At 61.8% G+C, this 21,061-nt stretch carries 19 protein-coding genes and 1 pseudogene; 2 read left to right on the forward strand and 18 right to left on the reverse strand.

Annotated elements, in window-relative coordinates:
• Positions 1 to 16: 16 nt before the first annotated feature.
• The 17 genes and pseudogenes from PQQ95_RS22335 to PQQ95_RS22415 all read right to left on the reverse strand — a co-directional run bounded on the left by PQQ95_RS22335 (position 17) and on the right by PQQ95_RS22415 (position 17,845).
• Entirely contained in the window at positions 17 to 832 is an 816-nt protein-coding gene (locus PQQ95_RS22335; protein ID WP_408406486.1) for an IclR family transcriptional regulator, read from the reverse strand.
• Entirely contained in the window at positions 822 to 1,730 is a 909-nt protein-coding gene (locus PQQ95_RS22340; RefSeq protein WP_408406487.1) for an alpha/beta fold hydrolase, read from the reverse strand. Before PQQ95_RS22340 ends, PQQ95_RS22335 begins: the two co-directional genes overlap by 11 nt.
• Position 1,731: 1 nt before the next feature.
• Positions 1,732 to 3,078 carry an alkyl sulfatase dimerization domain-containing protein gene (locus PQQ95_RS22345; RefSeq protein ID WP_408440730.1) on the reverse strand — a complete coding sequence of 449 codons (1,347 nt, stop codon included), beginning with the start codon at positions 3,076 to 3,078 and terminating at the stop codon, positions 1,732 to 1,734.
• Between the two features lie 19 nt (positions 3,079 to 3,097).
• A complete protein-coding gene (locus PQQ95_RS22350; protein WP_408440733.1) occupies positions 3,098 to 4,366 on the reverse strand; it encodes an alkyl sulfatase dimerization domain-containing protein in 1,269 nt (422 codons plus the stop codon).
• Positions 4,367 to 4,394: 28 nt separating this feature from the next.
• Positions 4,395 to 6,551 (reverse strand): acetate--CoA ligase family protein, encoded by a 2,157-nt coding sequence (locus PQQ95_RS22355; RefSeq protein ID WP_408440736.1) that lies wholly within the window; start codon positions 6,549 to 6,551, stop codon positions 4,395 to 4,397.
• Between the two features lie 536 nt (positions 6,552 to 7,087).
• Positions 7,088 to 7,438, reverse strand: a complete 351-nt coding sequence (locus PQQ95_RS22360) for an OsmC family protein (RefSeq protein ID WP_408440738.1) — start codon at positions 7,436 to 7,438, stop codon at positions 7,088 to 7,090.
• A gap of 38 nt (positions 7,439 to 7,476) precedes the next feature.
• Positions 7,477 to 7,863 carry a DoxX family protein gene (locus PQQ95_RS22365; RefSeq protein WP_408440741.1) on the reverse strand — a complete coding sequence of 129 codons (387 nt, stop codon included), beginning with the start codon at positions 7,861 to 7,863 and terminating at the stop codon, positions 7,477 to 7,479.
• Between the two features lie 235 nt (positions 7,864 to 8,098).
• Entirely contained in the window at positions 8,099 to 8,737 is a 639-nt protein-coding gene (locus PQQ95_RS22370; protein ID WP_408440744.1) for a hydrolase, read from the reverse strand.
• A gap of 423 nt (positions 8,738 to 9,160) precedes the next feature.
• The gene (locus PQQ95_RS22375) at positions 9,161 to 9,361 is read right to left on the reverse strand and encodes a copper chaperone (protein ID WP_408440746.1); all 201 of its coding nucleotides are present in this window, start codon (positions 9,359 to 9,361) and stop codon (positions 9,161 to 9,163) included.
• 123 nt (positions 9,362 to 9,484) lie between these two features.
• A pseudogene (locus PQQ95_RS22380) lies at positions 9,485 to 9,748 on the reverse strand (DUF3331 domain-containing protein).
• A gap of 236 nt (positions 9,749 to 9,984) precedes the next feature.
• Positions 9,985 to 10,665 carry an isochorismatase family protein gene (locus PQQ95_RS22385; protein WP_408406502.1) on the reverse strand — a complete coding sequence of 227 codons (681 nt, stop codon included), beginning with the start codon at positions 10,663 to 10,665 and terminating at the stop codon, positions 9,985 to 9,987.
• A gap of 197 nt (positions 10,666 to 10,862) precedes the next feature.
• Positions 10,863 to 11,759, reverse strand: a complete 897-nt coding sequence (locus tag PQQ95_RS22390) for an efflux RND transporter periplasmic adaptor subunit (protein WP_408440749.1) — start codon at positions 11,757 to 11,759, stop codon at positions 10,863 to 10,865.
• A gap of 33 nt (positions 11,760 to 11,792) precedes the next feature.
• Entirely contained in the window at positions 11,793 to 11,993 is a 201-nt protein-coding gene (locus PQQ95_RS22395) for a DUF1656 domain-containing protein (protein WP_408406506.1), read from the reverse strand.
• A complete protein-coding gene (locus PQQ95_RS22400; protein WP_408406507.1) occupies positions 11,983 to 13,449 on the reverse strand; it encodes an efflux transporter outer membrane subunit in 1,467 nt (488 codons plus the stop codon). Before PQQ95_RS22400 ends, PQQ95_RS22395 begins: the two co-directional genes overlap by 11 nt.
• Before the next feature lie 52 nt (positions 13,450 to 13,501).
• Complete coding sequence (locus tag PQQ95_RS22405) at positions 13,502 to 15,667, reverse strand: FUSC family protein (protein WP_408440753.1); 2,166 nt, start codon at positions 15,665 to 15,667, stop codon at positions 13,502 to 13,504.
• 208 nt (positions 15,668 to 15,875) lie between these two features.
• The gene (locus tag PQQ95_RS22410; RefSeq protein WP_408440755.1) at positions 15,876 to 16,823 is read right to left on the reverse strand and encodes a LysR family transcriptional regulator; all 948 of its coding nucleotides are present in this window, start codon (positions 16,821 to 16,823) and stop codon (positions 15,876 to 15,878) included.
• 131 nt (positions 16,824 to 16,954) lie between these two features.
• Positions 16,955 to 17,845 carry a pirin family protein gene (locus tag PQQ95_RS22415; RefSeq protein ID WP_408406511.1) on the reverse strand — a complete coding sequence of 297 codons (891 nt, stop codon included), beginning with the start codon at positions 17,843 to 17,845 and terminating at the stop codon, positions 16,955 to 16,957.
• 128 nt (positions 17,846 to 17,973) lie between these two features.
• On the opposite strand from PQQ95_RS22415, the gene PQQ95_RS22420 reads away from it, so the two are divergent.
• On the forward strand, positions 17,974 to 18,876 hold the full coding sequence (locus PQQ95_RS22420; protein WP_408406512.1) for a LysR family transcriptional regulator: 903 nt from the start codon (positions 17,974 to 17,976) through the stop codon (positions 18,874 to 18,876).
• A gap of 100 nt (positions 18,877 to 18,976) precedes the next feature.
• Here the strand turns inward: PQQ95_RS22420 and PQQ95_RS22425 are convergent, their stop codons facing one another.
• Positions 18,977 to 19,750, reverse strand: coding sequence for a GntR family transcriptional regulator (locus PQQ95_RS22425; protein WP_408440756.1), 774 nt, complete (start codon positions 19,748 to 19,750; stop codon positions 18,977 to 18,979).
• A 224-nt stretch (positions 19,751 to 19,974) separates the two neighbouring features.
• On the opposite strand from PQQ95_RS22425, the gene PQQ95_RS22430 reads away from it, so the two are divergent.
• Positions 19,975 to 21,021 (forward strand): porin, encoded by a 1,047-nt coding sequence (locus tag PQQ95_RS22430; protein WP_408440970.1) that lies wholly within the window; start codon positions 19,975 to 19,977, stop codon positions 21,019 to 21,021.
• Positions 21,022 to 21,061 lie beyond the last annotated feature (40 nt).

Below are 21,061 nucleotides of genomic sequence, written 5' to 3' on the forward strand. Positions count from 1 at the left end.
CGCGCGTTGTCGCCGCTTAGGCCTTCAGCAGCTTCGCGTTGATGATTTGGGCGGTGGTGAGGAGGGCATTGCCTGCGCGCTGCTCGAGCGTCTCCTGCTCCTGCTCGTTGATATCGAAGACGCACGAGAGGACCATAAGTCCGGCCCCCGGCCGACGGCGAAGTGGCACCGACATGGCAGTAGTGTTGATACGGCGGGTGTTGGAGAGCTTGATATACCCTAACTGCGTAAACTGCTTCTTTAGCGCGTCGTAGCGGGGCTTGCTCTGCGCCCAACTGCCGGGCTCCGCATGCTCCAGTTCACGGGCAGCGCGCTGACGTTCGTCGGGACTCGCTCCGATCATCCATCCCATGCCCGTGGCCGTGGAGAGCAGCGGGAGCGCGCGTCCGACGGTCGGATTGCCACCCAGAACATCTCGCACGATCGCGCTCTCTATCGCCACCACGCTCAGGTGCGCGCGAACGTCGATCGCCACCGCGCCGTCGATCAGATCAGCCAGGTCTTTCATCGGCCCGGCAGCGAGACGACGCAACTGGAGACTGGCGAGCAGCGGATAGCCCAGGGAAAGTACGCCCATACCCAGTCCGAACCCGGAATTACCTTGACTGCGTTCGAGATAGCCCAGCTTGACCAAGGTGTGTGTAAGCCGTGACACCGTAGCTTTTGGCAAGCCCGTGCGTACGGTAATTTCCGTGTTTCCGAGCTCGGGCGAATCGACAGAAAAGCACTGTAGCACCCGGAGGCCGCGCTCGAGCGTGCTGGCAAACTGCCGGTCGCCAGGTTCTCGCGTGACGGGCTTCACTACACGGCGTACAGGTTCTTTAGTCGCCATCGCTCAGTTCGTTCAGGAACGCCGCAAGGTGGTTGTTGATCTTGTGTGGAAACTCATGAATGACCCAATGGCTACCTTCCTGAATGCGCTCGACGCGCAGTTGCGGAAAGTACTGTTCCACTCCGTCCAAACATCCTCGCAGCAGGAAGCGGTCTTGCTCGCCCCAAAGGATCAGGGTGGGGACCTGCACCTGGAGGTCCGCGTCGTTGAAAAAAACGGCCGAAGCGCCAGGGTCTTCGGGCGTCGCCGGATGCAGGGCCGATGCGCGATAGTAGTTGATTCCGGCCTCGACCGACCCGGCTTTCGACCAAGCCTGCTGGTACGATTGCCGTGTCGCGCCGTCAAGCCACGACGGCAATGCTCCGTTGTCGGAGAACATATCGAGGAGATACGCGCAATCGTCGGCGCGAATCCTTTCGACTGCCCCTTCCGACGTGAAAGAATTCATGTAGGCGCTGGCGGCCTGCTGGACAGGATTTTCCACCAGTTCGCGTCGATACACACCGGGATGGACTGCATTGATCATCACCAGTGCCCGTAGACGTTCCGGCTGCGCGAGGGCGAACGCGCAGGCGATCGCACCGCCCCAGTCATGGCCTATCGCAACGCACTGCTGGTAACCGAGACGTTCGATCAGCGCCGCCATATCGCGCACCATATGCCCTGCGCGATAGCCGGATACCGCGTCAGGTCCTGATGACTCGTTGATTCCGCGTGTGTCGAGCGCAACAGCGAAGTAGTGCTCGCCAAAGGCTTTCAACTGGGCACGCCATGCAGACCAGCATTCCGGAAACCCATGGACGAACAGTAGCAATGGACGTCCCGGTTGTCCACAGGCCGCGTAATGCATGTCGAACCCATTGATCACCGCATTGTGATGTTGAATATCGACACTCATTTCAATTCCACGAAAAATCGGCAACAGGATCCTGACCGGCGGTGCTGCCTATTGGCAAGCCAAGCACATCCTCGGCGCTGCTTAGCAGCAACTGGCGGGAAACGATCGACGGCACCTGCGTCGCTCTTTCACGGCAGAGTTGCGCCTTCAGTTCGCGTGCCGCCCTGACTTCTGGCATGTCCGTTTCGGCCAATGCGAGCAGATCCAGTACGTGCAGCGCCAGTTGGGTTTCCCCCTCGCTCTGCAGTGCCCGGGCCTCGGCCAGCACGCGCTTCGGATCAGCCAGTGCGGATAGAACGGCCGCCGCGGCATCGCGTGGGCGCGCCGGGTGCAGATGCGTCGGATTACGGTCCCACCAGCCGTTTTCCATTCGCCAGATTTCTCGCACGATGTAGTCAGGCGCGCCGTAAATCGGCCGCATGAACTTATGGCCGAACAGCGTCTCTGGCAATTCGATGTCGTGCAGGATGTCGCGTTCGTTCATGCCTTGGTTCATCCGCTTGACCACTTCCGTGCGCAGATAGCGCAACGCGCGGGCAGGGATCAGGAACGCATCTTCGATCTCCTGAGGGTCCCTGATCGGATCGCCGAACTCCGGCAGCACGATGGCGGGATCGAGCGCATACAACTTGTCGAGCGTGTCGGCCCAGCGCAGCGGATCGCGGATGGTTCGCAGCGGTGTGCCGACGTTCGGAAGGCTGCGGATCATTGCGGCGCCGCCGTACAGAAGCCGCTCCGCCGGAAGCCACACTGCCAGCGCGTCCGATGTTTCCGAAGGCGCCGCAATCAGTTCGATAATCCGGTCACCGCAGTCGAGCGTCAGGCGATCTTCGAACGTGACATCGGGTGTCGGGAAGTGCGCGGGCTGCGCGGGTTTCATCGCCTTACGAAACTGGCGGCTGTTTAGCCAGGCCTGTAACGGGGCCGTCTCGACATAACGGCGATACCGCTCAGGCACGCCCGCCTGAGAAATCAGGATAGGGAGCGGTTCCCCGCGTTCCGCGGCGTGATCCATCCAGGACCGCACGCCGGCGTTATAGCCTGCGTGTCCGTGGCTGTAGACGATGGCATAGACCGGTTGCGACGAAACGAGCCGCAACTGCGCGATCATCGAACGGGTTATGTCGCCACCTGGCCCCGCGTCGACGAGCACGATGCCGCGTGCGGTTTCGATCATCATCGAGTTGCCCTGGCCGCCGATCGTGTGGACGCCGGGAACGATGTCGGTGAGTTGCAGTTTCGGCATCAATACGCTGAAGCCAGCATTCTGCTTCGTCGGGCTAGCGACCGTCTGCGGCGCCGGCTGTGCGGTCGCGGGTGTGCCTGTCAGTTGCTTGGTGGGTTGCATAGTGTCTCCGGGCTTCTCTCTAGTTCCAGTTGTATCCAGTGTTTCCGCGTGCGCGCTCCGATGCGCCGACCGGTAGCCCGAGCAGTTCCTCGGCCGAACTGAGATACAGGTGTTTCGACACGACGGATGTGACGGTTTTTTCGCGCGCCTCGCACAATGCCGCCTTCAACGCGCGGGCGTCCTTCGCAAAGGGGTCGTCCGACGGGTCGTTGGCCAGCACGTCGATCACGTGCAGCGCAAGCTGAAGTTGGCCCTCTGCCTGCAATGCGCGCGCGCGGTCCAGCACATGCTGCGGGTCACCGATCGCACGGCGCAGTGCGGCCGCCACGCGACCGGGACGCTCGGGGTGCAGATCGGTCGGATTGCGGTTCCACCAGCCGTTCTCCGCGCGCCATAGGTCGCGCATGATGAACTCGGCGCACCCATACGCCGGCTTCATAAAGCGGCTGCCGAAAAGCGCGTCGGGAAGCGGGACGTCATGCACGATGTCATCGATAACCATCCCGCTGTTCATCCTCGCAAGCACCTCGGTGCGCAGATAGCGCATCGCCTGGACGGGCACGGTCAGCGCCTCTTCGATCTCGGCTTTCTCCGTCAACGGCTTGCCAAATTCGGGAATCAACACGTCTGGTGACAGCGCGGAAAACTGTTCAAGCGTGGCGATCCAGCGTGCGGGATCACGCAGGATCCGGTACGGCGAGCCCGCGTTGGGACACGTTTTGATAAACGCGTTGGATCCGTAAAGCACCCGCGATTCGGGAATCCATACGGCAGTACCATCGTCGGTTTCAGACGGCGCATGCAGCAGCACGACCTTGCGCTCGCTGCCTTCGAGGGCAAGGCGCTTTTCGTAGGTCAGCCCGGGCATTTGGAACCAGTGCGCGGGTGGCTCGGCGGGGTACGGGCTGCGGAATTGCCGCGTGTTGGTGTACGACTGCAGGCCGGCGGTTTCCCGGTAGCGGCGATAGCGTGCAGGCAGATTCGCGTGGCCGACAATCTGCGGTGCTGGTTCTCCGCGTCGTGTGGCGGCGTCGAGCCAACGGGTGACGCCGTTGTTGTAGCCCATATGTCCATGGCTGTAGACGATATAGCCGACGGGTTTATCGATGCTGTCGCGCAACTGCGCGATCATCGTGTCAGTGATCTTACCGCCGGGGCCGGCATCGACCAGCAGCAGCGTGTCTCCCAGATCGACGACAAGGGAATTGCCCTGGCCGCCCAGCGTGAACACACCGTCGGCGTGTCGCGCGAGAGCCTGCTTCACCATCAGGATGTTGGTTGCGCTCACAAATATGTCTCCTCGATAAGTTGTTGCGTCAGACGAGCGCGGCGCTGCATTGCGGCGGCAGCCGGCTCTCGCGCATGCGGTCTTCTGCGTTGGGTCTGTTCCGCGCGATCACCACGGCATCCAGGGCCAGTGCGCCCTGACCGCGTGGTAGCGCGACAAAGGGATTGATGTCGACCGATTCAATCGAATCACGTGCGGCCCATGCGAACTGCGATAGCGCGGCCAGCGCCTGGGCCAACGCGTCCAGATCGACGGCCGGTCGACCGCGCATGCCGTCGAGTATCCTCCGACTCTTGATCTCGTCGATCATCGATCGGGCCTCGTCGAGACCGAACGGTGCGACGCGAAATGTGACGTCGCCGATCGCTTCGACAAGAATGCCGCCGAGCCCGAACATCACAACCGGACCGAATACGGGGTCGCGCTGAACGCCAAGAATGCACTCCACGCCCTCTTTGACCATCTTCGCAACGAGCACGCCGCTGATGACGGCGTCTGGCGCATGCCGGGCGATACTGCCGTGAATCTCGTCATACGCCGCGCGCAAGGACGTTTCGTCTTGCAAACCGACCTTGACGCCACCGACATCGCTCTTGTGCGTAATGTCGCCCGACACGATTTTCATGACGACCGGATAGCCCAGTTCCCGCGCGAGCCGGGCGGCGTCATCCGCATTCGACGCCACCTTGTGCGCGACGACTGGAATGGCCGCCGAGCGCAACACGGCCAGCCCTGCCGGTTCGTCCAGTACGCCGTCTTCGATGCGGAGCCGCGGAGTTGCGGGATCGCAGGGTGCGCGCGCGACGCTTCCGACGCCATGGCATAGATACTTGATTGCACGCACTGCGGCGCTTGGGTCCGTGAGGACAAAGCAGCCGAGCTCTTCCAGCGCTTCGCGGCGCTGTGCATCGAACAGCGAGCACATGACGAGCGCGACGTGTGGGTATTCGGACCGGATGGTGCGGGCGAATTCGAGCAGGTGCGGCCAGAATGCCGCCGACGTTCCCGCCGCGGCGAAGAATCCCAGCAGGCTGCCGTAGCCACCTTCGTCGAGCATCTTGCGCGCGCCGAACAGCATCAATTCCGGCTCCGACGTCACTTGCCCAGTCATATCGACCGGATTGCGCGGCGCGGCGAAGGGCACTCTGGCGAGAATCTCTGCCTGTGCTGCGGCAGGAAGGCCAGACAGTGTGAGACCGGCATCCGACGCATCGTCGGCGATCAGCGCGCCGACGCCACCCGACAGCGTCATTACACCGACGCTGGAATTGACTGGCCTGAATCCTTTGCTCAGTACGTAGCCGGCATTGAAGAATTCGTCAATCGTGTTCGTGCGGATTGCGCCGTACTGCCGCAACACGGCATCGAAAACGGCGTCGTCACCCGCGAGCGCGGCGGTGTGCGACGCGGCGGCGATCGCACCCGAAGCACTCCTTCCAACCTTGGTGATGACCACCGGTTTGCCGGCCTCGCGCGCGAGCGCCAGCGCGGCCTTAAGTTTCTCGCCGTCGCGACAGCCTTCCATGTATCCCATGATGACGCGCGTATGGGGATCGCGAGCGAGCCACGCTACCGCATCAGAGAATTCAAAATCGCATTCGTTGCCGGTGCTGATCCAGTACGACAGACCGATATTGCGTTCGCGCGTCAGCATGTAGCCGTACATGCCGAACGCGCCACTCTGCGACACCATGCCGACAGCACCCGGGATCGCGCTGGCGTGCGCCGGCGCAGCGGAAAAGGTTGCATACACGTTTTCGCGGACACTGATGAAGCCGAGGCAGTTAGGTCCCAGCACACGAACGCCATGTGTTCGGGCAATGTGTGCCAGACGCTTTTGTACTTCACTACCCTCGTCGCCTGTTTCCGCAAAGCCGGAGGTAAACAACACGACGCTACGCACACCGGCCTCTGCCGCATCACGTATCGCGCGTTCCGCCTGAGCGAAAGGCACCGCGATGATCGCGAGATCGACCGGCTCGCCAATTGCGGCCAGTGACGGATATGCGCGCAGCCCTTGGACTTCGCTCGCATTCGGATTGACCGGGAAGATCCTGCCGTCAAAGCCATATTGCAGCAGATGGGCAACGGGCAGGCCGCCAATTTTTTTGGGATTGGTCGAGGCGCCGACGATCGCAATACTTCGCGGCCGAAACATGCGATCGAGACTTTCATGATTGAACACTGAGACGCTCTCCTTCAAGCTGGGGATGGGATTCAGACAGATTCCATCCTAACGTCGTCACGCGTGTTTGATTTCAAAAGTTTCGCATAGTGGAACAGTGCTTTTGCATGTAGGGACAGAGGCGACGAAGAGATGATCAAGCTCGCCGTTGCAATGTCCGCGCCGGAAATCCGGCGAGTAAGTCGAGGTGCCCGCAGCAGCATGACAGCACCCGGACACATGTAGCCAGGCAGGCGCTATCGGTTCGCGTAGCGGACCAGCCCATGAACGTGGGACTCAGAAACGCGCCGATTCCCCCTCGACTACTGATGAATGCGATGCCTCCCGCCGCCGTATTGGTGGACAGGTAAGTGGACGGCATGCTCCAGAAGACCGGATATGCGCCGAAGCCGGCAAATGTGCCGCCCCCGTCGGCAACACCAGACCCGGGACGATGTTGCCATGCGTCAGCGGCATGAGGTAGCAGGGCGCCATCAGCAGTGCACAGATCGCCGTGTGCCATTGACGCTCAAGCGTTCTGTCGGAGCGTCGGGCGATCAGCATCGTGCCGGCCATGGCCGCGAGCCACGGAATGCCCGATGGCAGTCCGACGTGGAAACTGTCGCTGCCAGGCTTTCAACTGATGCAAGTCGTTCATCTGATGAAGAATTCAGTCGGACAGCGGGCCGCCTAGAAAGCCCGAGACCGGCCTGCATGTTCATTCTGAGCGTGGCCGCGGTACACGCGACAAGACCGGACAGGACGAATGCAAAGGGCGCAGGACCGCGACCCTGTCCGCCCTCGCGTAGTCCTTCGTCGCCAAGGAGGGCGTGATTGCGTACCTCGATTTTGACGAGATAGTCAGGTGCATCGATGTCGAGTTCGGCGATAACGGTGGCGAGTGACATGGCGTCTCCTCAATGGCGATCGGATGCTGCTGCAGGTGTCAGGAATGCACTGCGAAGCTGCCCGGCCCCGACGCAATCAGGATGACGAATCCACCGATGATGCTTATGTGCTCAAGAAAGCCGGTCAGGAAAAGGGTGCGCTGCGTGCCTCGCTGGTTCCAGAAATCGTAGAAGACCACCGCAGTTGCCAGGGTGAATATCGCCAGCAGCACAGACGCAATCGCAGTCTGATAGCCAGCGATGATGGCCAGGCCGCATAGGAGCTGGACTGCGATCGTGCAACTGAGTGCGAGGCGTGGAAAGGGAAGCTTTTTCGCCTTGACTTCTTCAAGGCCGTGGCTGAAGAAAATGAGCTTGTTGATGCCGCTAAGTACATACATCAGCGCAATGAAGAGCCGTCCGGCAAGAAGATAATAGTCAGCCATATGCTGTTACCCATCGGTGATTCAACGCGCGAACTGTGCCCCGCGTGGCGCGTCGCCACCTCGTGGCATCCGCGGATCGGTTATCTGTTTCTTATTCTTTGCGGTCTGGTCGGCCATGACGTAAACGGAGGTAAAGGTTCGAGCCTGCTCGCAGGAAGCGGTCGACACCCTTCCACTTGCTGCTCGCGACGTCGGCCGAGGCACGGACGCCATGCGCGTCCGTGCCGGGTCCCGTTTAGCTACGGTCGTACGAGAACTGGATCCCTGCAGTGCCGCCTGTTTCGACGAACAGGTCAATGAAGGCCGGAACAGTTTCGCTGCGCGACCAGTCGCGCTGCAATTCGCAGAACAACTGGGCGACGCTGATCATCTGGCCGCCGGCCCGCTCGATGCGGCGCAGTGCTGCATCGTGCGCGGCAACGGACGTCCCGCCGACGGCGTCAGCCACCACATACACCTCGTAGCCTTCCTTGAGTGCGTCCAGCGCGGGAAACGTGAGGCACGCCTCGGTCCACAGCGCGGTCATGATCAGCTTCTTGCGGCCGGTTGCTTTCACCGCTGCGCGGAACTCGACGTCCTCCCAGGAGTTGATCGAGGTCCGATCGTATGTCGGGTAGTCGCCCAGTACCGCGCGCAGTTGCGGAATCGGCGGCTTGTTCAGGCCGGTCTTCACGTTCACGGTCGAATGCACGATCGGCAACTTGTACGTCACAGCCGCCTTCGATGCACCGACGATGTTGTTGACCAGCAGCTGGCGGTCCATCGAGGCGATCGAATTGACCTGAACGGGCTGGTAGTCGATGACGATGAAGGCAGCGTTTAGCGGGGTCAACAGATGATCGTTTGCGGGATCGCGAATGGGTTCGCTAGCCATGGTTATTTCTCCGGTTAAGAGGTGAGTGGGCCCTTCCGCAGGCACCGGCGGGTTGTGCCGGAAGCCGTCGCCGCGGGTACTGTGAATGCTGATGAGCGACACGTGGTGATAGGCGGCAGCTTTTGCTGAACGGCGGGTTCCGTCGGTGCCTCTTTCGTGACAGAAGTACTTGATCAGCTTTCGTAGCATATGCGAACTGCCGCACGGAACGTGAGCGCGTTTTGCCGAACATTGTGTTCGGCGCTGCGGAACGGAACTACCTTGTCCGGACGCAATGCGTGCATCGTGAAGAGTGCGCGCGCTGCGGCACGCATGGCTAAGAAGGCTGGCACGACCTCCTTATACTGAGATCGTAGGCGGCCTTCGGGGTAACGTAGTGCCCAGTCTTCGGATCAGTCAATAACGGACCCAGTGGCTGTTGCTTTAGCCGCGCATTATCCTTACGTCATATCCAGCCTCTTCAAACGCAACCAGAAACTCTTCGGGCATCAGCCACGAATCAATCTCCACGGCCATTGTGGATACATCGACATTGACCTTGGCGTCCGGATCGACCGTCCAGACCGCGTGGGAGATAACGGCCACGTCATTGTTGCCGGTCAGTTCATTCAGTTTGAATTCCATTTATTTCTTCTGTCGTATGTCTTGTGGTAGTGCCCTCGGCCTCCGGTTCTCGACGCGGACGCTATCCACGCGACCGTGTAGGCAGCGCGAGTCGCGCCGTCCACCACTGTGGATCACAGAGCATCAACGGCATTGATCGAGCGCTTCTGAAGCGATCATGGCTGCGTGATTGGGCGGCCGCTCTGCCTGGCGGTAAACCGTTTGTCCGCGACGGATATGTCGACCGGACAGGGCACAAATGCCCAAGCGACTGGTAACCCGGAGACGTCACCGCTGTTCTCCAAAGTGACACTTCCCGCTCTCGACCCAGCGAACCAGAAGACGATCTTCCGAAGACTCGAGAGTGGTGATTCCCATACCGTTAGCGGCGAGAGCAGGCGTTTGCATGATCGTGATGCACAAGGTTGATCCGGTTCGGTAGGCTGATACGGGAAGTGTCTCGCGCTGGGACGTCGCATCCGGATCATCTGCCGGGATGAAGCGTCGCGTGGACATGTGTCGCGGTCCGGCAAGCACCGCACCATGTTGCAAGCGACCGCTGGTCGACATGACGCGAGTGGAGCATGCCAGACGAACAGACATCGACCGACCGCCGGGCCGGCCGATGCCCGCCGCAAGCGACGTTACGCGCGTTCTGAATCCAGCTGCTCGTTGTTCTTCAGCACGTCTTGGGCCTTCTGATAGCTCTCGATCAGTAACTGGTAGGCCGGGAAGACTGCGCTGTACGCTTCGGCGAACTGAAGCGCGTCTTCGCGATGCCACGTTTGCTGGATTTCCGAACAGACCGCGGCGGTATCCATCGGCACGACCCCGGCCTGGACGATGCGTGCCAGCGTGATCTCCTGGGCCATTTTCGAGTACGTACCGGATGCGTCGACCACCGCGAACACCCTATAGCCTGCATGGACTGCGCTGATGCTCGGGAAGGCGAGGCACACGCTGGTGATCGTACCGGCAATGATCAGCGTCTTGCGGCCCGTTGCCTCGACGGCTGCCACGAAATCGGGGTTATCCCACGCGTTGATCTGGCCTTTGCGCGCCACGTACTTTGCGTGCGGCGCGTACTTATGGATTTCCTCAATTAGCGGGCCGTTCGGACCTTGCGGCACCGACGCAGTCGTGATGACTGGCATCTTCGCCAGCGTCGCCACCTTGGCGAGCGTCGTGACGTTGGCGCGCAGTTCCGGTACGTTCATATCCCTTACGGTCTGGAACAGACCACTCTGGTGATCGATCAGCAGCATGGCTGCATCGTTGGGATCGATGACGGGACGTTGGCCATTGAAGTTGGCGGGTGCACTCATGAGATGACTCCTGTTCAGTCAAGCGGCGAGATTGCGCTTGCGCGCGGGGAAACTGGAATGCCGGATGGACACTGCAGCTTGAAAAGCAACGTGGTTGCGAGATGCAGCGCGCCGCAGACACCGGCAAACAGCGATACGGGCGCCATATACAGCAGGAAGGCTGCCGTCGCAGCGGCTTGTGGGCGACGTGTTCGATATCAACTGGGTGCCGCAGCCCGCGATTCGCTGGTTCGCGGCGGCAGCACGGTCACCGTGCAGGTGGTGCCTGCCGCGAGCCGTTGCCCGTCGGGGACGTCGTCGAGATGAATGCGCACGGGAACGCGCTGCGCGAGCCGCACCCACGTGAAGACAGGGTTGACGTCGGCAAGCAGCGTCGGGCCTGCGGGATTGTCGCGATCGCTGATGCCGCGCGCGATGCTCTCGACGTGACCGGCTATCACGGGTCCCCCGGCAAGCAGGCGAACTTCCGCCCGGTCGCCGACATGCACGTGGGGCAGCTTGGTTTCTTCGAAGTAGCCGTATACCCAGTAAGAATGACTGTCGATCAGCGCGAGGCGCGCAACGCCTGCTGCCGCATAGTCGCCCGGATAAAGATTCAGATTGGTCACGTAGCCGTCAACGGGCGCGCGGACTTCGCTGCGTTCGAGGTTCAGGCGCCCGACGTCCCGTGCGGCAAGCACGGCCTGATAGTTTGCGAGGGCCTGTCGCGCCTGGGCACCGGCGTCCTCGCGGCTTTCGGTCGAAATGACGGAGCCGTCGAGTTGCGCGCGCCTCGCCGCCTGCTGGTTGCGCATGTCCAGTTCCGACTTGCGCAGAGCGACCTGGGCTTCGGCCTGATCGAGTGCGTAACGGAAGCGCGCCTGATCGATGTGGAACAGTACGTCGCCACGGTGAACGCTCTCGTTGTCGCCGACAAGCACGTCCGTGACGATGCCGGATACATCTGGTGCGATGTTGATCACCTTGGCGCGCACGCGCCCGTCGCGGGCCCACGGTGCGTACATATAGTGGTTCCACAGCGTGTAGCCGAGAAAAATCGCTATGGCGAAAACCAGCAGCGTGATCATGAAACGAAGCAGCGACTGAAGACTCATGATGGTGTCTTGAGATGAAGGGAGGTAAAGCGGTTATGTGCCAAGCAGCAAGCTGACGCCGCTGAACAGACAGACGAACAGCGCCGCGCGGAACAGCGCGGGATGCCAGACGTGACGGAAAAGCCCCATGTGGGCCAGCGCCCGGTCAACGAGCCAGTACACCATCGCACAACCCATGAAAAGGGGAAACAGACCGGGGACCAGCAGTGAGAGGAAAGCGATTTCACGGGGCATGGGCAGACCCTCCCTGAGGCGCGGCAGCGGCGCCTGTTTCGATGCCGCCACCCAGTGCCGTCATGAGTTGCGCCCACGCATCAAGGCGCGCGGCGCGCGCGAGCGCGAGGCTCTGTTGCGCCCGCAGCAGTTCGGTCTGCGTGGCGAGCACGTTCAGATAGTCGGTCATGCCGATGCGATAGCCTTTTCCCGCGTAGCCAAACGCTTCCTGGGCGGACTGCAGCGACGTTTCCACGGCGGCCTGCTGCTCAGCCAGCGAGCGCAGCGAAATCACCTGATCCGCAACGCTCTGGAAAGCTGCGAGCACTGTCTGGTTGTAGGTGTCGACGGCCAGGTCGTAGCCGGCGACCGCGACGCCATAACGTCCCTTGCGCAGCCCGCCGTCGAACAGCGGCAACGAAATCGCCGCACCGAATGAGTGGTCGATCGCGTTGTTGTTCACGAGCGTGAAGAAGCTGCCAAATGCCGCCGACGCAAGGCCCGCGCTCGCGATCAGATCGATGTTCGGATAGAAGTCGGCCTTCGCCGCCTTGATTCCCTTGGCCGCCGCCTCAACGCGCCAGCGCTGCGCGACGATATCCGGACGATGCCCCACCAGCTCTGCAGGCAAGGTGGCGGGCAGCGCAACCGGAACGTCGAGCCGCAGTCGCGGCCGCGCGAACTGCTCGCTAGCGCCCGGTCCTTGGCCCGTCAATACGGCAAGCTGGTTGCTCGCGAGCGCGATCTGCCGTTCGAACTGTTTGATCTGCGCGCGCGTTGCGGCGAGTGGCGTGCGTGCTTCGCTGAGTTCCAGCCGGCTCGCGAGGCCGGCGCGCGCGCGGCGCTCCATGATGTCGACGATGCGCTGCTCGCGAGCGAGCGTCGCGGATGCGATGTCGTGCAGTTCGTATTGCAGCGACAGGTTGACGTACCCACGCACCATCGAAGCCTCGAGTAGCAGTTGCGCCTCGCGCGCATCGGCGGCCGCCGCCTGGACCGCATCGAGCGCGCCTTCCAGAGTCGCGCGGTTCTTGCCCCACAGATCGAGTTCATAGATGAGATCGAGGCCGACCGCGTTGCTCCATACTGTGTCTCCGCCCGGCGGGCTCGGGTTTGCATACGCTGAGAAGCGCCTGCGGGAAAACTCGCTGCTGGCCGAGACGTTCGGCTCCCGCGCGGCGCCGGCGATCCGCGCAATCGCGTCGGCCTGATCGAGTCGAGCCTGCGCGATCCCCATCTCCGGATTTCCGGCGACGGCATGCGAGACCAGCTGGTCGAGCTGCGGGTCGCCCCAGCGGGACCACCAGCCGTCCTGCGGCCATTGCGCATCGGCGAGCGCGGCGCGGACCCCGTCGCCCGTCGCGACTGAGTGCGCATCGAGCATCGACGAACGCGACACAATGCCATCAGTGTTCGCGCACGCCGAAAGCAGGAGCGCGCTGGTCAACACGAGGAAGGAAGGTAGGCGAATCGGCATTGGAACGTATCGTCGAGTCAGGATGGCGAAACAGCAGGACGGGGGCTCGGTGTCATGTCGTAGGCTGACTGTCGCCGGACTGGAGCGGCTGGAGGTTGTCCAGCAGCGACAGGCGAATGAAGTTCAGTGGCGCGCGCAAGTGTGCATAAGGCGCTGTGGCCTCTCCGGTCGACCTATCTTTGGGCGGAGTGAGCACCGAAAGCGCATCGTTGACGGCTTGCACGGCGTCGTCGCATGCAGGCGCGGACGGTGTCGCGAACATGCGGGCGACCGCTGCGCGGACCCACGACTCTGACGTCGCCCAATCGATGGGCAATGACGTGTTCTGTCCGGCTTCGCGCAACTCGATGATGTTGCGGCCGATCTCGATCGACGCGAACGACCATGCAAACAGCACCGCCTTGCTGTAGCGGCCAGTCACGGGTCTCACGCTGATCTGCTGGACGAAGTCGCGCACGCCGCTATCGAATCGCAATTTCAGGCCGGCCAGCTTTCCGTAGCAGGCGTCTGTGGCGACCAGTTTTTGCAACTGACGCAGATAGAGGCCCGTGACCCAGTCGCTGGCATACGGCGCCACGACCGAATAGGCGAGCGATGCGGCACCGATGCCGAGCGTCGCGGAAAATCCCGAATCGAGCGTGAGCGTGGGCGCGTAGACGCTCGGATTCGTCAGATTGCCGATAAAGCAGAAGTAAATGTTGAAGCCAAGGCCGATCGTTGCGGTCTTCGGAAAACTGTTCAGATAGCTGCCGATCATGATGAACGGGATCAGCACGGCCGCAAGTTGCGCGAAGCCGTCCAGATGCGGCAATAGATAGAAGTTGAAGAAAAGGCTCGCAAGCCAGGCTGCGCAGCATCCAGCCACCATCTGGCGCGTTGCCTGCGCCGGCGCGGGCATGATCGAGTAGAGCGCGCTTGCAATCGCTGCCGAGATCACCGCGCCCGATGCGCCCGTCCATCCTGAAGCAATCCAGAAGACCGACACCGCGCCGATGGCGCAGGTCGCCCGCAGACCCGCCGCGAAGGACACCATCCGGTTGGCCCGGGTGACGATGCGCGCCGGCTGCTCCGCATGCGATGGGCCTGGCGCCGCGCCGGGTTGACGAAGGGCGATGAAGTCGCGCAGATACAACCGCAGGGAGTCAAGCGCCGCCGCCATCTGGGCCGCGCCGCTCTCCGCGAGTTGCTGCGATTGCATGTCGGCGTGGATAAGCCGGCGGCGTTGTGCCGTGTCAAGTGCCGGCAACTGATCCGCCAGTCGGCCAAGCTCGCGCTCAAAGCGCGCGAGCCTCGGCAAGTCGGGTTGCAACGGGTCGACCGAAGCGGGGAGGAGATCCGCGAGCGTCGCATACAGTGCGTCGATGGTGTTCGCCGTTTCCTCGCCTGCTGTCGCACGAAGCCGGTGGCGGAACTGATGAAGTGAATGGAATCGCGCACTCGTATCTAGAAACTCGCTTGCGAGGCGGGTCATGACGTCGTTGTGAATCCGCAGATCGGGATCTTCGAAGACCGCCGCGCTGCGCAGGTTCTCCAGTTGCGCACGCTCGGCGATCAGGCGCAGGTGGGTGCTGCCAAGCTCATCGGCAGACAGTCGTCCTGTGAGCGCGGTCCGGATGAACGCGAGAAAACCGGAAAGGTGGCTCGCGCCGACACGCAGAAGCATGACCCTAACGTGTTGAGGAAAAATCAGCGCGCTGACGAGGCTCGCGCACACGATCCCGATGGTTACTTCACTCAGTGACGTGACGACGTTATCCAGAATGTCATACGGATGATCGATGGACGGCAGCGCGGCGATGCAGGTAGCGTAACCCGCAAGCACGAATCCGTATGATTGATAGTTACGATACCAGGCCGCGCCCCACACGCAAAGTCCGATCCACAGTGCGAGCGCGAGAAGAAAAAGCACGCGCTCCTGAGGAAAGAGTGCAATGAGCAACAGCGCAGCCACATTGCCGACCAGCATGCCAAGTCCGCGATAGAAGCCGCGCGCCATGACCATCCCGCTGTGCTGATGCATCATCAGGATGACAACGCTTACCATCGCGGTTCGTGGCGCGGAGAGCTCAAGCCGCATCGAGACGCCTGTTGCAAGCACGACAGCCAGCACAGTCTTGAATACGTGAAGGAATCGCGTGCCGTCAGCCCGACAGTAAAGGCTTAAGGCCTCCTTCATGGTTTGGGACCGACCTGGCCTCGCGGCTGAGGATGCGGTCATGGTTGACTCTCCACCGTGACGACCCAAAAGATTGCATGTTTGGCTGCGTGTATATCGTTGGAGAACTCTACGGAAAGCGTGTGTGAAACGGTAGTGCGGAAAGCAGAAACTCTTCGTTCGCTATTGTCGAACGGGTGTTCTCCTGCAACTCTGCACGGACCGGTCCCCCGCTGCGTTCGTACGGGGGGACCACTGCGGGTGCGTTTGTTCATACACTTTCAATCAGAGGCGCGACGATCGCCAATGGGTCCCACGGGCAGTCGAGGAGGGCGAGTCTTACGTGTTCGATAAAGGCGCGCAGTTTGTGCGATGTGAAGGGGCTGCGCGGATAAACCGCATAAATGATGTCGTCTTCAGGGCGCTCATCGGAGAGAATCTGTATCAGCCGCCCATCAATCAGGTCGCGCGCGGCGATGAACGTGGGCAGTATGGCTATGCCGAGACCCCGGACGGCGGCGTTGCGCAGCACCTCGCCGTTGTTCGACGCAAAGACGCTCTGCGGCGCAAGCTTTCGCGGTTTGCCGCCGTGCGAGGAGGCGGGGAAGCTCCATGTCTGCGACGCGGGGACGTTGCTGTAGCACAGACACTTGTGCGCGCTGATGTCGTCCAGTGAAGCGGGCGATCCGTGTTTATCGATGTAGCCGGGACTGCAAACGATCACACGCTCGCTGACCCCGATGCGCCGCGCGATCAGCGAACTGTCCGGCAGGCGAGCGACCCGTATCGCAATGTCGAATCGCTCCGCTTCAATGTTGAGGACCCGATCGTTGAGCTCAAGCAGCACATGCAACTGGGGATGGGCTGCGGCGAAACGCGCGATGACGTCACCCAGCCACAATTGCGTCAGGCTCACCGGGGCCGTGATACGCAGCTCGCCGCGTAGCCCGTTCGAGTCGTCGGAAATCATATTGACGGCATCAGCAAGGCGGCGCATCGAGTCGGACGCGGCTTCGTAGAAGGCCAGCCCAGCGTCCGTCGGCAGAACGTTGCGCGTCGAACGCAACAGCAGTTGCTGGCCAACATCGCGTTCGAGGTCGCTTACGCGCTTGCTGACAACGGACTTCGAAAGATTCAGGCGTCTCGCTGCTTCGGTGATGCTGCGCCATTCGACGGCCAGAAGGAACGCCTGAATGCATTCGCTATTTAAGGGCCTCATGACGTATTCCTAAATGACAGAAGACCGGCCTTGACCGGCTCCCCGGGAGGAGGGCGGCGGCTCCGACACCCATCGCGGGCCGAGATGAAATCGGCGGCGCGCACCGGTGCACGCCGCCGCCTGCCAGGACACTAGCGGGACGCGTGCGCCTCGGTCGCACCGCCCATCTGCCCGAAGCGTCCACTATTGAAGTCCCGGACGGCCTGATGGATTTCTTCGGCTGTATTCATGACAAACGGCCCGTGCGCGACAACCGGTTCGTCGATGGGCTCGCCGCTCAGCAGGAGTACCGTTGCATCGCTGACACCGTCGAGTTGCACCTCGGTTCCTTCCCGCCCGAGCAGGGCCAGTTGCGCCACGCCGACCGACTCCTCACCATTGACCAACACCTCGCCGCGAAGGACGACGAGCGCCAGTGATCTGCCGGCCGGTAAGGTGAACCGGGTTGTGTGTCCCTTGTTCAGCCGCACGTCCCATACGTCCATCGGCGTGAAGGTCAGCGCTGGGCCTTTTTGCCCCTCGTAGTCGCCCGCGATCACCCTGACGCTGCCTGCGTCGTCCGGCAACGCAACCGTCGGGATGTCTGCCGAAACCACGGTCTGATAGCGCGGAGGCGTCATCTTGTCCCTGGCCGGCAGGTTCACCCAAAGCTGCACCATTTCCAGCGTCCCGCCGTTCTTCGCGAACGAGCGGGAATGAAACTCCTCATGCAGGATGCCGGCACCAGCTGTCATCCACTGCACGTCGCCCGGGCCGATGCTGCCGCCGCCACCGGACGAATCGCGGTGTTCCAGTTCACCCTCGTACACGATCGTCACGGTCTCGAAGCCCCGGTGCGGATGCTGCCCGACGCCGCGCTTCCTTGACGTGGGCGTGAACTGTGCCGGCCCCGCGTAGTCGAGCATCAGGAACGGGCTCAGGTGGCTCCCCACCGTATGGTCAGAAAACAGTGTGCGCACCGGAAAACCGTCGCCCACCCAGTGCGAGCTGGTGTTGCTGTACATGCCGAGAATCTTTTTCATGGTGTCAATTCCTGGTTCAGGCCGCATCGACCTCGTTTGCATGTCAGTAAGATAGGCGCGCAACACCCGATCCGGTAGACGTCGTGGGTTATCCTCTGAGTCTCATTAATGGAACGATGGGTGCACGGATGCGGGACCTCAACGATCTCTATTTCTTCGCGCAGGTCGTCGAATATCAGGGGTTCGCGCCGGCCGGGCGTGCGCTCGGCATGCCGAAGTCCACCCTCAGCAGGCGGATCGCCGTACTGGAGGAACACCTCGGTGTGCGGCTCATTCAGCGTTCGACGCGGCGTTTCACGGTCACGGAAATGGGTCAGCGCTATTACACCCATTGCAAGGCAATGCTGATCGAGGCGGAGGCGGCGCAACAGGCGATCGAGCTGAACCGCTCGGAACCGCAAGGCGTGGTCCGCCTGACCTGCCCGGTGGCGCTGCTGCATGCGCGCATTGGGGTGATGCTGGCGGCCTTCATGGCCGAGACGCCGCGCGTCACCGTGCATCTCGAAGCGACCAATCGCACCGTTGATGTCATTGGCGAGGGCGTCGACGTCGCCATACGGGTGCGCCCGCCACCGTTGAAAGATAGCGACCTCGTCATGAAGGTGCTGGGCGAGCGCAGCTGGTGTCTGGTAGCGCGTCCGTCGCTGTTGGAACAGCATGGCGTGCCCGCTGCGCCTGCCGATCTGGCCGTGCTGCCCAGCCTCGATTTCGGGCCGCCGCACGGGGAGCATGTGTGGCATCTCGAAGGCCCGGGGGGCTCGGCGGCGGTTCACCATACGCCTCGCTTCGTCACCGACGACATGATCGCCTTGAGGCAGGCAGCCGTGGCGGGCGCGGGAATTGTCCAGCTGCCGGTGATGATGGTGAGCGACGAGCTAACGAGCGGTGCGCTCGTCAAGCTCATTCCAGCGTGGCTGCCGAAAAGCGGCATCGTTCACGCGGTGTTCCCTTCGCGGCGCGGCCTGCTGCCTTCCGTGCGAAAGCTGATTGATTTTCTTGCGGAACAATTCGGCCAGATCGAGGAGGCGTAGCGTCGCGCAAGCGTGTCGTGCCGCCGTTCTCGCGGCATGTTGGCTGTCACCGGCGCCATGCGACCGAGCGCGCACCCCCGGATTCTCTCCGCACCTGCACCTAGCCGGCTGTCTGGGCCAGCTGGAATGTCATTGAATAGCTGAAGCGGCTGGCCGGATGGACGCCGGTTGTGACGACGATTGCCTTGTCGCGTACAAAGTAAGTGCGGATGATGCGCAACCCTGCCGACCCGGACTTCACCTGCAGCGCGCGCGCCTGTTCGCCTTCGATAAGTAGCCCCTGAACTTCCTGCTCGACCCGCGTCATCCTGACGCCGTACTGTTCTTCAACCATCGTATAGACCGGCGTATCAAGCGTCTTCGACAGTCCGGGCAACTGGCTGAAGGCCTTGTCCACGTAGATATCGACCAGAGCGATGGGCTCCGTTGCCGCGTCGCCACCGTGTCGCACACCGGCGATATGCAGCCACTTCATGCCGGGCGCACTGCGCAGCAGCGCCGCATGCGCGTCGTCGGCCTGGATCGTCTTACGTGCAGACACCTGGAGTGTCGTGCCCTGCGCATAGCGGACGAGGTCACTCAGCGTATCCATTGACTGCACGTAGCGCGTCTGCGGACGATCCGCGATGACCCGCGTGCCGACGCCTGCCTGACGGCTGATCATCCCGAGGTTACACAGCTTCAGTACGGCCTGACGAACCGCGTACCGGCTCAGATTCCATGTCGCACATAGCTCTGCTTCGGTTGGCAGCAGGTCGCCCACACGCAGCTTGCCGTCGCGGATGTCCTGCATCAGTGTGCGCGCAAGATCGATATGGCGCGGCTGGGCAGTCGCCAATGCGGCTTCGACGGCGTCGTCCTGGATAACGGTCATGGCAGCGGTAATGGGTGAGTGTTCATGGGGGAGAAGCGCACGGAAAAGTATCGCTTTGCAAATCCTAGCACATTCCACGGGTTTCCACGAATGTTCGAACATTTGAATGAATTCTAAAGTTTGGTTCAGGTACTCCGGCGATGTGTGACCGGCGTGCAGACAGCTCAAACCAGATTCATTTCATATAAAAAACATTGGAGATCTAAGTGATTTTGTCGAAGAGGATGTTGGTGGCAGCGGCCATGGGCTTATCGATAAGCGCCGCGCAAGCACAGTCAGTCACCCTGTACGGACGGGTGGTCGCTGGTGTTGATTACGTAGACCACGTGGCAACGGCGAACGGGCAGTCGAACGATCTGTTGCGCTTCGGCAGTAACCAGTGGGGCATCAGTATGTGGGGATTGAAGGGCGACGAGGATCTCGGCGCGGGTTTGCATGCGGTCTTCAACCTCGAAAACATGTTCACCGCGGGCACCGGCGTGTCGGACGGTTTGTTCAATCGCTACGCGGTGGTCGGTTTGTCGGGCAGCAGCTGGGGCACGATTCTGTTTGGTCGCGCGATGAGTCTCACGGACGGCGAAGGCTGGGCGATCGATCCGACGGGTATGCAGGCGATGGGTCTCGAAACGCTGGTTTACGGCCGCAACTGGGGACCGCGTTCGAACGCGATCACCTTCAATTCGGCGAACTTCGGCGGGTTTGCTTTCCGTCTGCAGACGGGGCTGAGCAACGAGGCAGGAAACTCCCGCGCGAATCGTCAGATGAGCGGCAGCGTGAGCTATACGAATGGCGCTCTGGACGTGCGCGCACTGTACGAAGAGCTGCGGGACGCGAACGGAAAGCTGTCGAACCTCTATACCGCGTCGCGCGAATACATGATTGGCGGCAGCTACAAGATCGGCAACGCGAAACTCTATGCGGGTTACAGCCTGATCGCGTCGTCCGGGGAGGACACGCTCGCCGACGCGGCCAACCCCACCGCGGCGACGCGCAACCAGATGGAGTGGATTGGCATCAATTATCAGGTGGGCGTGCCGCTGCAACTGATCGCTGCCGTCTATCACGCAAACGTGAACCACGGCGGCGGCAACGGTACGTTGGGCGTAATTGGTGCCGACTACTTCCTGTCGAAACGAACCACGCTTTACGCGACGTTCGGCAGCATGTTCAACGGCGGCAGCGCGGCGTTTCCGGTCGAAGTGAGCGATGTGCAGCCCCAGTCCGGCCGCAGTCAGCAAGGGGCATATTTCGGCGTTGTTCACTATTTCTGAAATTTTCATATGCCGCATTGCAAGCGGCGCGCAAACGGGG

Origin of the sequence: Paraburkholderia caffeinilytica (genome assembly GCF_046030355.1) — a bacterium.
Lineage (GTDB): Bacteria > Pseudomonadota > Gammaproteobacteria > Burkholderiales > Burkholderiaceae > Paraburkholderia > Paraburkholderia caffeinilytica_B.

Excerpts from the sequence above, each read along its gene's own strand:
- PQQ95_RS22405 (WP_408440753.1), bottom strand. The coding sequence starts at position 15,667 with ATGACCGCATCCTCAGCCGCGAGGCCAGGTCGGTCCCAAACCATGAAG.
- PQQ95_RS22375 (WP_408440746.1), bottom strand. The coding sequence starts at position 9,361 with ATGGAATTCAAACTGAATGAACTGACCGGCAACAATGACGTGGCCGTT.
- PQQ95_RS22420 (WP_408406512.1), top strand. The coding sequence starts at position 17,974 with ATGCGGGACCTCAACGATCTCTATTTCTTCGCGCAGGTCGTCGAATAT.
- PQQ95_RS22370 (WP_408440744.1), bottom strand. The coding sequence starts at position 8,737 with ATGGCTAGCGAACCCATTCGCGATCCCGCAAACGATCATCTGTTGACC.
- PQQ95_RS22385 (WP_408406502.1), bottom strand. The coding sequence starts at position 10,665 with ATGAGTGCACCCGCCAACTTCAATGGCCAACGTCCCGTCATCGATCCC.
- PQQ95_RS22360 (WP_408440738.1), bottom strand. The coding sequence starts at position 7,438 with ATGTCACTCGCCACCGTTATCGCCGAACTCGACATCGATGCACCTGAC.
- PQQ95_RS22365 (WP_408440741.1), bottom strand. The coding sequence starts at position 7,863 with ATGGCTGACTATTATCTTCTTGCCGGACGGCTCTTCATTGCGCTGATG.
- PQQ95_RS22395 (WP_408406506.1), bottom strand. The coding sequence starts at position 11,993 with ATGCCCCGTGAAATCGCTTTCCTCTCACTGCTGGTCCCCGGTCTGTTT.
- PQQ95_RS22340 (WP_408406487.1), bottom strand. The coding sequence starts at position 1,730 with ATGAGTGTCGATATTCAACATCACAATGCGGTGATCAATGGGTTCGAC.
- PQQ95_RS22430 (WP_408440970.1), top strand. The coding sequence starts at position 19,975 with ATGTTGGTGGCAGCGGCCATGGGCTTATCGATAAGCGCCGCGCAAGCA.
- PQQ95_RS22335 (WP_408406486.1), bottom strand. The coding sequence starts at position 832 with ATGGCGACTAAAGAACCTGTACGCCGTGTAGTGAAGCCCGTCACGCGA.
- PQQ95_RS22425 (WP_408440756.1), bottom strand. The coding sequence starts at position 19,750 with ATGACCGTTATCCAGGACGACGCCGTCGAAGCCGCATTGGCGACTGCC.
- PQQ95_RS22390 (WP_408440749.1), bottom strand. The coding sequence starts at position 11,759 with ATGAGTCTTCAGTCGCTGCTTCGTTTCATGATCACGCTGCTGGTTTTC.
- PQQ95_RS22415 (WP_408406511.1), bottom strand. The coding sequence starts at position 17,845 with ATGAAAAAGATTCTCGGCATGTACAGCAACACCAGCTCGCACTGGGTG.
- PQQ95_RS22400 (WP_408406507.1), bottom strand. The coding sequence starts at position 13,449 with ATGCCGATTCGCCTACCTTCCTTCCTCGTGTTGACCAGCGCGCTCCTG.
- PQQ95_RS22345 (WP_408440730.1), bottom strand. The coding sequence starts at position 3,078 with ATGCAACCCACCAAGCAACTGACAGGCACACCCGCGACCGCACAGCCG.
- PQQ95_RS22410 (WP_408440755.1), bottom strand. The coding sequence starts at position 16,823 with ATGAGGCCCTTAAATAGCGAATGCATTCAGGCGTTCCTTCTGGCCGTC.